Origin of the sequence: Paracoccus sp. S3-43 (assembly GCF_029027965.1) — a bacterium.
GTDB lineage: Bacteria > Pseudomonadota > Alphaproteobacteria > Rhodobacterales > Rhodobacteraceae > Paracoccus.
Genome location: NZ_CP119082.1, coordinates 2547212 through 2560240, shown reverse-complemented (window position 1 = coordinate 2560240; position 13029 = coordinate 2547212). Strand labels below are relative to the sequence as shown.

Annotated in this window: 10 protein-coding genes; 3 read left to right on the top strand and 7 right to left on the bottom strand. The window is 66.8% G+C overall.

Annotation, left to right across the window (positions count from 1 at the left end):
* The 7 genes from PXD02_RS13235 to PXD02_RS13205 all read right to left on the bottom strand — a co-directional run bounded on the left by PXD02_RS13235 (position 1) and on the right by PXD02_RS13205 (position 8273).
* Positions 1 to 2376: an ATP-dependent helicase gene (locus tag PXD02_RS13235; protein ID WP_275104311.1), complete on the bottom strand. Its 2376-nt coding sequence runs from the start codon at positions 2374 to 2376 to the stop codon at positions 1 to 3.
* 67 nt (positions 2377 to 2443) lie between these two features.
* Entirely contained in the window at positions 2444 to 2566 is a 123-nt protein-coding gene (locus PXD02_RS13230) for a hypothetical protein (RefSeq protein WP_275104310.1), read from the bottom strand.
* On the bottom strand, positions 2563 to 2796 hold the full coding sequence (locus PXD02_RS13225; RefSeq protein ID WP_275104309.1) for a hypothetical protein: 234 nt from the start codon (positions 2794 to 2796) through the stop codon (positions 2563 to 2565). The genes PXD02_RS13230 and PXD02_RS13225 overlap by 4 nt, the downstream gene beginning before the upstream one ends.
* Positions 2797 to 2805: 9 nt before the next feature.
* Positions 2806 to 3801 (bottom strand): ABC transporter permease, encoded by a 996-nt coding sequence (locus PXD02_RS13220; RefSeq protein WP_275104308.1) that lies wholly within the window; start codon positions 3799 to 3801, stop codon positions 2806 to 2808.
* On the bottom strand, positions 3794 to 4801 hold the full coding sequence (locus PXD02_RS13215) for an ABC transporter permease (protein ID WP_275104307.1): 1008 nt from the start codon (positions 4799 to 4801) through the stop codon (positions 3794 to 3796). The genes PXD02_RS13220 and PXD02_RS13215 overlap by 8 nt, the downstream gene beginning before the upstream one ends.
* Before the next feature lie 19 nt (positions 4802 to 4820).
* Positions 4821 to 6515, bottom strand: coding sequence for a peptide ABC transporter substrate-binding protein (locus tag PXD02_RS13210; RefSeq protein WP_275104306.1), 1695 nt, complete (start codon positions 6513 to 6515; stop codon positions 4821 to 4823).
* A gap of 57 nt (positions 6516 to 6572) precedes the next feature.
* Positions 6573 to 8273 (bottom strand): peptide ABC transporter substrate-binding protein, encoded by a 1701-nt coding sequence (locus PXD02_RS13205; RefSeq protein WP_275104305.1) that lies wholly within the window; start codon positions 8271 to 8273, stop codon positions 6573 to 6575.
* Between the two features lie 260 nt (positions 8274 to 8533).
* Here PXD02_RS13205 and PXD02_RS13200 point away from each other — a divergent pair, with 260 nt between their 5' ends.
* The 3 genes from PXD02_RS13200 to PXD02_RS13190 all read left to right on the top strand — a co-directional run bounded on the left by PXD02_RS13200 (position 8534) and on the right by PXD02_RS13190 (position 12937).
* Positions 8534 to 10366, top strand: coding sequence for an ABC transporter ATP-binding protein (locus PXD02_RS13200; protein WP_275104304.1), 1833 nt, complete (start codon positions 8534 to 8536; stop codon positions 10364 to 10366).
* Complete coding sequence (locus PXD02_RS13195) at positions 10366 to 11706, top strand: NAD(P)/FAD-dependent oxidoreductase (RefSeq protein ID WP_275104303.1); 1341 nt, start codon at positions 10366 to 10368, stop codon at positions 11704 to 11706. The genes PXD02_RS13200 and PXD02_RS13195 overlap by 1 nt, the downstream gene beginning before the upstream one ends.
* A gap of 64 nt (positions 11707 to 11770) precedes the next feature.
* Complete coding sequence (locus tag PXD02_RS13190; RefSeq protein WP_275104302.1) at positions 11771 to 12937, top strand: M20 aminoacylase family protein; 1167 nt, start codon at positions 11771 to 11773, stop codon at positions 12935 to 12937.
* Positions 12938 to 13029: the final 92 nt, after the last annotated feature.

Here is a 13029-nt window from a genome sequence, read left to right as displayed (position 1 = left end):
TCAGAAGGGCACGTCGTCGGCGCCGACGGGCTGGACATAGGCCGCCTTGATGTTCTTGAAGCCCGCCGCGAATTGCACGGTCAGCGTATCCTCGGCAATGCCCATGATCGTGCCTTCGCCGAACTTGGCATGGCTGACCCGGTCGCCCACCGCGAAGCGGGCCGCAGGTTCCGCGTCGATCACGACCGGCGTGCGGTGGACCGGCGCCTTGCGTTCGCTGGCCCGCGCCTGCATCCGCTTCCATCCCGGAGAGTTGTAGACATCCGCCTTGGCCGCGCGCTCATGCAGCGCATTGACCGGCCCGCCCCCCGCGAAGGCCATCGCCGCGCCATAGCCGCCGCCATAGAGACCCGGCGGGGTCAGCACCTCGACATGTTCGGGCGGCAATTCGTCCACGAAGCGCGACGGCAGGGACGATTGCCATTGCCCGTAAAGCCGCCGGTTGCCCGCGAAGCTGATCGTCGCCAGACGCTCGGCCCGGGTGATGCCGACATAGGCCAGGCGGCGCTCCTCCTCCAACCCCTTGGTGCCGTTCTCGTCCATGGCGCGTTGGCTGGGGAACAGCCCGTCCTCCCATCCCGGCAGGAAGACGACGGGAAATTCCAGCCCCTTGGCGGCGTGCAGGGTCATGATGCTGACCTGTTCGCTGGCGTCCCCATCGTCGCGGTCCATGACCAGGGCGACATGTTCCAGGAAGCCTTGCAGGTTCTCGAACTCCTCCAGCGCCTTGACCAGTTCCTTGAGGTTGTCGAGCCGCCCCGGCGCGTCGGGCGACTTGTCGTTCTGCCACATCGCGGTATAGCCGGATTCGTCCAGGATCCGTTCGGCCAGTTCGACATGGTTCACCGAGGTGTCCAAGGCGTCGGCGTGCCAGCGGCCCATGCTCTCGGTGAACTGGCGCATATTGGCGGCGGCCTTGCCCGACAGATCGCCCGCCGTCAGCGCCGCGACCGTGCCGTCCAGCAGCGACAGCGCGCGCGCCCGCGCCATCGCCTGGATCGCCTGCAAGCCCTTCTCGCCCAACCCGCGCTTGGGCGTGTTGGCGATGCGTTCGAAGGCGAGGTCGTCGGCGGGGCTGACCGCCAGCCGGAAATAGGCCATCGCGTCGCGGATCTCGGCGCGTTCATAAAAGCGCGGCCCGCCGATCACGCGATAGGGCAGGCCGATGGACATGAAGCGATCCTCGAAGGCGCGCATCTGGTGCGAGGCGCGCACAAGGATGGCGATGTCGTTCAGGCTGGTGCGGCCGACGCTGGCGCGGTGGCCGCCATGGAAGGCCTCGATCTCCTCGCCGATCCAGCGGGCCTCGGCCTCGCTGTCCCAATGGCCGATCAGGCGGACCTTTTCGCCCGGTTCGGCATCGGTCCACAGGGTCTTGCCCAGCCGCCCCTGGTTCGTCGCGATCAGCCCCGATGCCGCCGCCAGGATCTGCGGGGTCGAGCGATAGTTCTGTTCCAGCCGCACCACCTGCGCGCCGGGGAAATCCTTTTCGAAGCGCAGGATGTTGCCCACTTCGGCCCCGCGCCAGCCATAGATCGACTGGTCGTCGTCGCCCACGCAGCAGATGTTGCGATGCCCCTGCGCCAGCAGCCGCAGCCACATGTATTGCGCGACGTTGGTATCCTGATATTCGTCCACCAGGATATAGCGGAACCGGTCCTGCCAGCCGCGCAGCACGTCGGGATGGGCCTGGAACAGCGTCACGCAATGCATCAGCAGATCGCCGAAATCGACCGCGTTCAGCGTCAGAAGCCGGTCCTGATAGGCGGCATAAAGCCTGCCGCCCCAGCCGTCGAAGGCCGCGCCCTCGCCACGCGGCAGGTTGGCGGGCGTCAGGCAGCGGTTCTTCCAGCCGTCGATCAGGCCCGCCAACTGCCGGGCGGGCCAGCGTTTCTCATCCAGGTTCTCGGCCTGGATCAACTGCTTCATCAGCCGGATCTGGTCGTCGGTGTCCAGGATCGTGAAACTGGGCTTCAGATGCACATCGCCATTGCCGATCAGCTCGGCATGGCGGCGCAGGATCTTGACGCTGATCGAATGGAAGGTGCCCAGCCAGGGCATCCCCTCGACCGTTTCGCCCAGCAGGCGGGCAATGCGGTCCTTCATCTCGCGCGCGGCCTTGTTGGTGAAGGTCACGGCCAGGATCTGCCCCGGCCGGGCCTTGCCCAGCATCAGCAGATGCGCGATCCGCGTGGTCAGCGCCCGCGTCTTGCCGGTTCCCGCGCCCGCCAGCATCAGGACGGGACCGTCCAGCGCCTCGACCGCGGCGCGCTGCGCGGGGTTCAGCCCCTCCAGATAGGGCAGCGGCCGCGCGGCGGTCGCGCGCTGCGACAGCGGCACGGCATCGCCGTTATCGGAATCGTCCAGAAGCTCCATCCCGCTAACATAGGCTCAAGAGCGCGCCATGGAAAGCCCATGTTCTGGATTTGTTCAGGACGCTGTATTATTCGGCGGGATGGTGCGTGGATTCCCGCTCCAGCTTTCGTTCCTCGCGGCGAAGCAAAAGCACGCCCGCCCCGGCCACGGCCAGTGCGATGACGGGAACGATGAACTCGAAGAACGTCATTCCTTCACCTCCTTGCGGATCCTGCCCATAACATAGTGCGAAATTCCATGGATTGCGAGTCCGGTCATTCCCCACCACAGCGTGGACAGGTTCGCGTTGGCCAGACTTTCCGTCAAGGGTCGCAAGACGGCAAAGCCCACCAAACCCAACGCTGTGGCATTCAGAAAGTTCGCCAACAGCTTCAATCGCTCGTTATAGGCGGCCAAGGGGTCGCGGATGGTCCGGATCATTATACCGATTCACCGCCCCCGGATCCTGGGATCCATGGCGTCGCGCAGCCCGTCGCCGATATAGTTCACGCACAGCACCGTCAGCGAGATGAACAGCCCCGGCAGGATCACCCGCCACGGATACATGATCATCTGGTCCACCGCGTCGTAAAGCAGCCGCCCCCAGGTCGGGAAATCGGGCGGGAAGCCCAGGCCCAGGAAGGACAGCGCGCTTTCGGTGATGATCGCCGTGGCGATGCCCAGCGTCGCGGCGACCATGATCGGCGACAGCACGTTGGGCAGCACATGGCGCAGGATCATCCGGTGCGGCGGCGTGCCGATAGACCGGGCCGCAAGGATGAACTCACGCTCTTTCAGGCCCAGCACGTCGCCGCGCACGATCCGCGCGGCCTGCATCCAGCTTGTCGCGCCGATGGCCGACACGATCAGGATGAAGGTGCCCAGGGCGGGACCGAAGGACTGCGACAGGGGCTCGCGGAACAGCGTCACCATCAGCAGCAGCAGCGGCAGCAGGGGCAGGGCCAGGAACAGTTCCGTCAGCCGCATCAGCGGCGCGTCCAGCCGCCGGAAATAGCCCGAGGTGACGCCGATCAGGCTGCCCAGCGTGATGGCGATGATCATGGCGGTCAGGCCCACGGCGATGGAGACCCGCCCCCCCGCCATCAGCCGCGCCAGCATGTCCCGGCCCAGCTGGTCCGTGCCCAGCGGATGGGCCGCGCTGAAACCGGAATTGCGGGCGCGGATGTCCACATAGGTCGGGTCGAGCGTCCAGAGATACGGCCCGGCGGTCACGAACAGGATCGTCGCCACGAACAGCGCCAGGGCCACCATGGCGCCGCGATGGCTGCGAAACTGGCGCCAGATGTCGCGCCACTGGCTGCGCGTCTCGCCCCCCGCGACCTGCGGCGTGTCGGGCGGCAGCCCGGCGACCGCCCCGGCCGAGGCGGCGGTGGCGTCCACGGTTTCCGTCACCGACAGGCCGTGCTGGCGTTCCGTCTCAGTCATAGCGGATCCTCGGGTCGAGAATGCCATAGAGGATGTCGGCAATCAGGGTGAACAGCACGATCAGGATCGCGAAGATGAAGGTCAGCGTCAGCACCATGGGAATGTCGTTGCCGTGGATGGCGGTGATCAGCAACTGGCCCAGGCCATTCACCTTGAACACCTGTTCGGTGATGATCGCGCCGCCGAAGACCGCGGGCAGGCCAAGCGCGATCACGGTGATGACCGGGATCAGGCTGTTGCGCAGCACATGCTTCAGCACCACGGTCTTTTCCGACAGGCCCTTGGCCCGCGCGGTGCGGACATAGTCCTGGCCCAGGTTGTCCAGCATGGATGCCCGCATGAAACGGCTGATCTGGGCGGCGTTATACAGGGCCAGCACCGTCACCGGCATGATCATCTGCCGGACCTGCGCCCAGAAGCTGTCCCAGTCCCGGACCTGCAAGGTTGTGTCATAGACCGACGGGAACCATTGCAGCTTGACCGCGAAGATGATGATCAGCACCACCCCGCTGAAGAAGACCGGCATCGAAAAGCCGATCATCGACACGAAGGTGCCCAACTGGTCGAACCAGGAATACTGCTTGTAGGCCGAGACGATGCCGATCGGGATGGCGATCAGCACCCCCACCAGATAGCTGAACCCCACGACGGTCAGCGTCTGCGGGATCCGCTGCGCGATCACGTCGAAGACCGGGCTGCGCGACTGGAAGCTGATGACCCGCTGCATCCCGGCGCTGAACCGGGTGCCGAAGATCTGGTCGAACCAATACAGCGGCTCGACCCAGAAGAACTGCTTCAGCCACAGGACATAGCGGATATACCACGCCTGCCCCAGGCCAAGCGCCTCTCGCATCCGTTCCTTGACCTCGGGCGGCACGGTCAGGGGAACGTCGCCCAGGGGATCGCCGGGCGAGGCTTCCAGCAGCAGGAAGATCACCAGCGAGATGAACAGCAGCGTCGGAATGGCCAGCAGCAGGCGGCGGATGGCGAATGTCAGCATCGGATGCCTCGGGTGGGTGTCATTCGGCGCGGCTCCAATCGGCGATGTTCCACAGGCTGCCCTCCCACCCGTTCGGGACGACGCCCGCCAGCGTGTTGGCATGGGCCGAGATCATGCCGCGATGGATCAGCGGCAGCACGACATGGCCGTCGGCGGTCAGCATGTCGGTCATCTCCCTTGCGATGCGGTGCCGGCTCTCGGGCGCGCCGGTCTGGTTCAGGGTGGTCATGCGTTCGTCGAAACCCGGATCGCAGAAGCGCACGGAATTGTTGCCCTGCCACTGGTTTTCGTCGTCGGGCACCCGGTCGCAGACGAATTCGTCCAGAAATGACGCGGGATTGGGCAGATAATAAGCGTCGGTGAACATCTGCGCATCGGCCAGGAACCGCGCCTGCGAATCCGGGTTGCCGGAATCGCCGCCGAAGAACACCGTGCCGTCGATGGTCTTGAGGTCGGTTTCCACGCCGATTTCCGACCACCATTGCTTGACCAGCGACTGCACGTCCTGGCGCACCGCGTTGACCGTCGTCTGGAACACCAGATGCAGCCGCACGCCGTCCTTTTCGCGGATGCCGTCCGCGCCGGGCAGCCAGCCCGCCTGATCCAGCAGCGCCCTGGCGCCCTCGATATCCTGCGCAAGGCATTCGTCGCGCCCCGAGGTGAAGGCCGCGGGCGCCGGGACGATGGTGCAGGTCGGCTTGCCCGCCGGACCATAGGTCAATTCGGCCAGCAGCGGCCGGTCGATGGCCATCGACAGCGCGCGCCGCACCGCCGGGTCGGTCAGGAACGGATGCGGATGCGCCAGGGTCGAGCGCGCATCGCCAAGCGCCGGGGACGGGTCGGTCTGGTTCAACTCGATCCGTTCGACCATGGTGCCGAAGGATCCGACCAGCTTGCCCTTGCCCGCGGCCTCCAGCGGCGCGACGAGATCGGGCGCCAGTTGCAGGTTCCAGGCAAAGTCGAACTCGCCGGTCTCCATGACGGCGCGCGCCGCCGCCATCGCATCGCCGCCGCCCTTGATCGTCACGCGGGCGAAGGCGGGCTTGTCGGGGTCGCGGTAATGGGGGTTGGCCTCGTATATGGCGACGTTGCCGGGTTCGAAGCTGGTGACGCGGAACGGGCCGGTGCCGATGGGGCCGAAGTTCTGGTCGGTGCAGCTTGCCCCCGCCGCGCCCAGGCAGGGCTGGAACTGCGCCCGTTGCAGGATCGGCGTGCGGCCGCCCACGAAGGCTTGCAGCGGCGGATATTTGGGCGCGGCATAGCGGATGCGCACCGTCCGGTCGTCGACGGCCTCGACCGTTTCGATCCCGTCGAATTCCGCCAGCACGGCGCAGCCGAAGCCGGGCGCCATGCAATATTGCGCGGTGAAGGCCACGTCCGCCGCCGTGACGGGCGTGCCGTCCGACCAGGTCAGGCCGGGCTTCAGCCGCCAGGTGACCGAGGCGAAATCCTCGGCGATGCCGCCGTTCTCGACCGTCGGGATCTCGGCCGCAAGCACCGGGATCAGCGAGCCGTCATCCGCGACCAGGGCCAGCGGTTCCAAGATCATCGAGGCCGGGTCCACGTCCTTGGCGCCGGTCGACAGATAGGGATTCAGGACCGACGCCGCCTGCCAATACAGCACGCGCAAGTCCCCGTCGCTGCCGCGTTCCGCCAGGGCGGGGGTGGCCATCATCAGCGCCAGGGCCGGAACCAGAGCTTTCTTCACGTTCAACCTTTGTCTTGTCGGAAACCGGCCCTGCGACGGATCGCAGGGCCGGGGCAGGGGCTGTTACTGCACGCGGGTCCAGTCGGCAACGTTCCACAGTTCGGAATCCCAGGCGTTCATCTGGACACCGCCCAGCGTGTTCGAATGGGCCGAGGCGGTGCCGCGATAGATCAGCGGGATGATCGCGTTGCTGTCCTTGGTCAGCATGTCGTTCAGCTTCCGGCCGATCTGGCCGCGTTCGGTCGGATCCACGGTCTTCGACAATTCCACCATCATCGCGTCATAGGCCGGGTCGCAGAAGCGGCTGATGTTTTCGCCCTGCCACTGGTTGTCGGGGCCGGGCGCCTTGTCGCAGGTCCATTTCGCCAGATAGGGCGCCGGGTTGCCGCCCTCGAAGTTGTCGGCATACATCTGCACGTCGGCATAGAACTTTTGCAGCGTGTCGGGCGACCCGGCGTCGGTTCCGAAGAACACCGAGGCATCGACGGTCTTCAGCTCGGTCTCGATGCCGATTTCCGACCACCACTGCTTGATCAGCGCCTGAAAATCCTGGCGCACCGCGTTGACCGAGGTCTGGAAGACCATCTTCAACGGCACGCCGTCCTTTTCGCGGATTCCGCTGCCGCCGACGGTCCAGCCCGCCTGGTCCAGCAGTGCCTTGGCCCCCTCGATGTCCTGGGTCAGGCAGTCCTGGTTGGGCGAGGCCCAGGCCTCGGGCGCGGGGACATAGTTGCAGGTCGGCTGGCCCGCGCTGCCATAGCCGATTTCCGCCAGCAACTGCCGGTCGATGGCCATCGACAGCGCCTTGCGGACCGCGGGGTCGGACAGGAACGGGTGGGGATGCGCCCTGGTCGACCGCTCGCCCTCGGGAAGGGACGACGACGGGTCGGTCAGGTTGACATGGATGCGTTCGACAAGGCTGCCGAAGGCGGCGCTGACCTTGCCCTTGCCCATCTGCTCCATCCCGGCGATCACGTCGGGGGCAAGCTGCGTGTTCCAGGCATAATCGTATTCGCCGGTTTCCAGCACCGCGCGGGCCGCCGCCGCCGCATCGCCGCCGCCCTTCATGGTGGCCGTGGCGAATGCGGGCTTGGCCGGGTCGCGGTATTCGGGGTTCGCCTCGAACGTGATCACGTCGTTGGTCAGGAACCGGGTGACGCGGAACGGGCCGGTGCCGATCGGGTTGAAGTTCTGGTCGGTGCAGGTGGGCGCATTGGCGCCCAGGCAGGCTTCGAACTGCGCCTTCTGGATGATCGGCGACTGCGCGCCGGTGAAGGCCGAGAACGGGTCCGGCATCGGCTCGGTGAAGTTGATGCGCACCGTCAGGTCATCGACCGCCTCGACGCTTTCCACGCCCTCGAACTTGGCAAGCTGCGAGCAGCCGCCCTCGGGATGCATGCAGTATTCGGCCGAAAAGACCACGTCGGCGGCGGTCAGCGGCGTGCCGTCCGACCACTTGACGCCTTCCTTCAGCTTCCAGGTGACCGATTTCAGATCCTCGGCGATGCCGCCGTTCTCGATCGAGGGGATCTCGGTCACCAGGCTCGGGACCAGCTTGCCGTCGGGCGCGGCCTTGGCCAGCGGCTCAAGCACCATGCTGGAGGCGATCACCTCCTTGGTGCCGCCGGTCAGATAGATGTTCATCGTGGACGGCGCCTGCCACATGATGATGTTCAGCGCCCCGTCGCTGCCCCGTTCGGCCATCGCGGCGGGCGCCAGGGCCAAGGTGGCGGCGGCGCCCATCAGCAAAGTCTTCAGCTTCATGAGTTTCTCCTGTCGGAAGTTGCGGCCCCTCAGGGGCGGTCCAGAACGGCAAGGTGCCTTTTTTGCAGGCTTTCTGGTCTTGTTTCCTCCGGTTTCTCCGGGCGTTGTTCTGGTCCGCAGGCCTGCGGAATGGCGCCAGTTTCAATCGAAGCCCATTTGGAAAGCAAGTGCTATCGCGCGCCCGACGGAAGGTTGTTTCGACTTTGACTTTTCCTGCCCACTCGTTAGCCTTCGGCAGGGGCAGAACCGGGAACCGATTGATGCTGGATGACAGGCCGCTTGTTTCAATTGAAAAACTTCGGGTCGAGTTCGAGACCGGCGACGGCGTCGTGGTCGGCGTCAAGGACATCAGCTTTGCCATCAAACCGGGCGAATGCGTCTGCGTGGTGGGCGAATCCGGGTCGGGCAAGTCGGTCAGCTCGCTGTCGCTGATGCGGCTGGTCGAATTCGGCGGCGGCACCATCGCGGGCGGGCGGCTGATGTTCGATCCCGGCGACGGGCGGGTCATCGACCTGGCGCAGCAGTCGGCGCCCGCGATGCGCGACATCCGCGGCAACCAGATCGGGATGATCTTCCAGGAACCGATGACGGCGCTGAACCCGGTCTTCACCGTGGGCGACCAGTTGACCGAGGGGCTGATCGTCCATCGCGGCATGACCAAGGACCAGGCCCGCGCCCGCGCGTTGGAGATCCTGCGCCAGGTCCGCATCCCCGAGCCCGAACGGCGGCTGGACCAGTTTCCGCACGAACTCTCGGGCGGGATGCGCCAGCGGGTGGTGATCGCCATCGCCATGGCCTGCGAACCGCGCCTGCTGATCTGCGACGAACCGACGACCGCGCTGGATGTGACCATCCAGGCCGAGATCCTGGCCCTGATCGACCGGCTGAAGCGCGAAAAGCAGATCGCCGTGCTGTTCATCACCCATGACATGGCGGTGGTCGCCCAGATGGCCGACCGCGTGGTCGTCATGTATCGTGGCGACAAGGTCGAGGAAGGCACGGTCGAGCAGATCTTCGAGGCCCCGCAGCAGGACTATACCAAGATGCTGCTGGCCGCCGTCCCCCGGCTGGGCGAGATGACCGGCAAGCCCGCGCCCGAACGGATGCGCCTGATGCGCGACGGTACGGTCAGCACGCCCGAGCCGATCGTCGTTGCCGATCCGAAGCCGCTGCTGACGGTCCAGAACCTGACGACGCGCTTTGTGGTCAAGGGCGGGCTGCTGCGCCGCACCGTCGCCCGCGTCCATGCGGTCGAGGATGTCAGTTTCACCATCAATGCGGGCGAAACCCTGTCGCTGGTGGGCGAATCCGGCTGCGGCAAATCCACCTGCGGTCGGTCGATCCTGCGGCTGGTGGAACCCGAATCGGGAAGGGTCGATCTGGGCGGGACCGACATCCTGGCGCTGTCGCCGGGCAACCTGCGCCGCGCGCGCCGCGACATGCAGATGATCTTCCAGGATCCCTTCGCCAGCCTCGACCCACATATGAAGCTCTATGACCAGGTGGCCGAGCCGATGGAGAATTTCGGCATCGGCAGCCGGTCCGAACGCCGCGACCGCATCGCCGCGCTGTTCGACCGGGTGGAACTGCCGCGCAGCTTCATGCGCCGCTATCCGCACGAGATGTCGGGCGGGCAGCGCCAGCGCATCGCCATCGCCCGCGCGCTGGCGCTGAACCCCAAGCTGATCATCGCGGACGAGGCCGTGTCGGCGCTTGACGTGTCGGTGCAGGCGCAGGTTCTGAACCTGCTGATGGAACTGCAGCAGGATCTGGGCATCTCGATGCTGTTCATCAGCCATGACATGGCGGTGGTCGAACGGGTCAGCCACCATGTCGGCGTGATGTATCTGGGCCGCATCGTGGAAATGGGCACGCGCGCGCAGGTCTTCGAGAATCCGCAGCACGCCTATACCCGGCAGTTGATGGCCGCCGTGCCGGTCGCCGACCCGCGCCAGAAGAAGATCAGCGAGGATCTGAACTTCAAGCCGATCCCCTCGCCGATCCATCCGGTCGCCTATCAGGCGGTGCCGTCGCTGTATCGCGAGGTCGCGCCCGGCCACAAGGTTCTGATCGAACCGGCGACGCATCACTGATGCAAGGCCCGCCCATCGCGGCCGATGCCGCCCCGCAGTTTCGCGCGCCCCTGCCGGATGCCGCCGACGTGGTGGTGATCGGCGGCGGCATCGCCGGGGTGACGACGGCGCTGTATCTGGCGCGCGACGGGCTGTCGGTGGTGCTGTGCGACAAGGGCCTGGTCGCCGCCGAACAGTCCAGCCGCAACTGGGGCTGGGTCCGGGCGCAGGGCCGGGACGAGGCCGAGATCCCCGTGATGCTGACCGCCCGCCGCCTGTGGCAGGGCTTGGCGCGGGAACTGGGCGACGTTCTGGGCCTGACCACCTGCGGCGTCAGCTATCTGGCGCGGGATCAGGCGACGCTGGCGCGATACGAGGCCTGGCTGGGGGTCGCCCGCAGGCATGGGCTGGACAGCCGCATCCTCGACCGGGCCGAGTTGGCGACGGCGCTGCCCCATAGGGCGGGCTGGGCCGGTGCCTTGCAGACGCCATCCGACATGCGCGCGGAACCCGCCACGGCGGTTCCCGCCATCGCGCGGCTCGCGGCGTCCCAGGGCGTCTCGATCCGCGAACATTGCGCGGTCCGCGCCCTGGACGTGAAGGCCGGCCGGGTCGCAGGCGTCGTGACCGAGGATGGGCCGATCCGCGCCGGGCGCGTGCTGCTGGCGGGCGGCGCCTGGTCGGGGCTGTTCGCTGCCAATGCCGGGCTGCACCTGCCGCAGCTGTCCGTCCGCGCCACCGTGGCCGCGACCAAGGCCTTGCCCGAGATCTGGCCGGGTGCCGCGACCGATCCCGACCTCGCCTTCCGCCGCCGCGCCGACGGCGGCTATACGCTGGCGCCCGGCACCGGGCATGATTTCTGGATCGGACCCGCCGCCTTCCGCCACCTGCGCGCCTTCTTGCCGATGATCCGCCGCGACCTGTCGCAGACCCGCCTGCAAGCGGCGGCCCCGGCGGGCTATCCCGACGCCTGGCGCACCCCGCGCCGCTGGCGGCCCGACCGGCCCACCCCGTTCGAGGCGATGCGCGTCCTGAACCCGCCCCCGAACCCGCGCCGGTTACGCAAGCTGCAAGCGGATTTCGCGGCAGCCTTCCCGCAGATCGGGCGGCCCGCCCTGCGCGCCGCCTGGGCGGGGATGATCGACACCACGCCCGACCAGGTGCCGGTGCTGGACGAAACCCCGATCCCCGGCTTCTTCATCGCCACCGGCCTGTCCGGACATGGCTTCGGCATCGGTCCCGGCGTAGGCCATGTCATGTCGCGGCTGATCCAGAACCGCGATCCGGGCCACGACCTGACGCGCTTTCGCTATTCCCGCTTTGCCGACGGATCGCCCGTCGTGCTTGGACCCGATCTTTGACCGCAGCAGATGCTTGCAGACTCTGCACAAAGGGTTCACCCTGTCGCCGCTGTAGGAGACCAACATGCCCGTCAAGAACCGATTTGCCGAACTGCTGCCCGAGATCACCGCCTGGCGCCGCGATTTCCACGAACATCCCGAACTGCTGTATGATGTCCACCGCACGGCGGGCCGGGTGGCCCAACTGCTGCGCGACTTCGGCTGCGACGAGGTGGTGGAAGGCATCGGCAGGACCGGCGTGGTCGGCGTCATCAAGGGCAAGACCGACAGCCAGGGCCGGGTGATCGGGTTGCGCGCCGACATGGACGCCCTGCCGATCATCGAACAGACCGGGCTGGACTATGCGTCCAGGACGCCGGGCAAGATGCACGCCTGCGGCCATGACGGCCATACCGCGATGCTGCTGGGCGCGGCGAAATACCTGGCCGAGACGCGGAATTTCGACGGCACCGCCGTGGTGATCTTCCAGCCCGCCGAGGAAGGCGGGGCAGGGGGCGAGGCGATGGTCCGGGACGGGCTTGTCAGCCGCTGGAACATCCAGGAATTCTACGGGATGCACAACATGCCGGGCATCCCCGTGGGCACCTTCGCCATCAAGCCCGGGGCGATGATGGCGGCCACGGACCAGTTCGACATCACCGTCACCGGCAAGGGCGGCCATGCCGCCAAGCCCCACGAATGCATCGACACCACCCTGACCGCCGCGCAGATCATCGTGGCGGTGCAATCGGTCGTGTCGCGCAACGTCGACCCGCTGAAGAACGCGGTGGTTTCGGTCTGCGTGGTGTCCACCGATTCGACCGCGCATAACGTGATCCCGCAGGTGGTCACGCTGAAGGGCACCGCCCGCAGCCTGGATCCCGCCGTCCGCGAACAGCTGGAAGAAGGCATCCGCCGCATCGCCACCAATATCGCCGCCGCCATGGGCGCCGTGGCCGAGGTCGATTACCAGCGCGGCTATCCCGTCACCATGAACGACGACCAGGCGACCGAATGGGCCGCCGAGGTCGCGCGCGAGATCGCGGGCGACGTGAACCTGTCCATGCAGCCGATGATGGGCGGCGAGGATTTCAGCTATATGCTGAACGAACGTCCCGGCGCCTATATCTTCGTCGGCAACGGCGACACGGCGATGGTCCACCACCCGGCCTATAACTTCAACGACGACGCGATCCCGGCCGGGTCCAGCTGGTATGCCGGCATGGTCGAATCGCGGATGCCCGCCGCCTGATCCCGCCTTGCCGCCGGGGGATGTCGCGGCTACCCCCGGCGGTGTCGGAAATGCGATTGTCATCGCGCCGCATTCGTCCGAAATGCTGTCAG

Bases quoted from the DNA above. Each gene is read 5' to 3' on its own strand.
- PXD02_RS13235 (WP_275104311.1), bottom strand. From the start codon at position 2,376: ATGGAGCTTCTGGACGATTCCGATAACGGCGATGCCGTGCCGCTGTCG.
- PXD02_RS13230 (WP_275104310.1), bottom strand. From the start codon at position 2,566: ATGACGTTCTTCGAGTTCATCGTTCCCGTCATCGCACTGGCCGTGGCC.
- PXD02_RS13225 (WP_275104309.1), bottom strand. From the start codon at position 2,796: ATGATCCGGACCATCCGCGACCCCTTGGCCGCCTATAACGAGCGATTG.
- PXD02_RS13220 (WP_275104308.1), bottom strand. From the start codon at position 3,801: ATGACTGAGACGGAACGCCAGCACGGCCTGTCGGTGACGGAAACCGTG.
- PXD02_RS13215 (WP_275104307.1), bottom strand. From the start codon at position 4,801: ATGCTGACATTCGCCATCCGCCGCCTGCTGCTGGCCATTCCGACGCTG.
- PXD02_RS13205 (WP_275104305.1), bottom strand. From the start codon at position 8,273: ATGAAGCTGAAGACTTTGCTGATGGGCGCCGCCGCCACCTTGGCCCTG.
- PXD02_RS13200 (WP_275104304.1), top strand. From the start codon at position 8,534: ATGCTGGATGACAGGCCGCTTGTTTCAATTGAAAAACTTCGGGTCGAG.
- PXD02_RS13195 (WP_275104303.1), top strand. From the start codon at position 10,366: ATGCAAGGCCCGCCCATCGCGGCCGATGCCGCCCCGCAGTTTCGCGCG.
- PXD02_RS13190 (WP_275104302.1), top strand. From the start codon at position 11,771: ATGCCCGTCAAGAACCGATTTGCCGAACTGCTGCCCGAGATCACCGCC.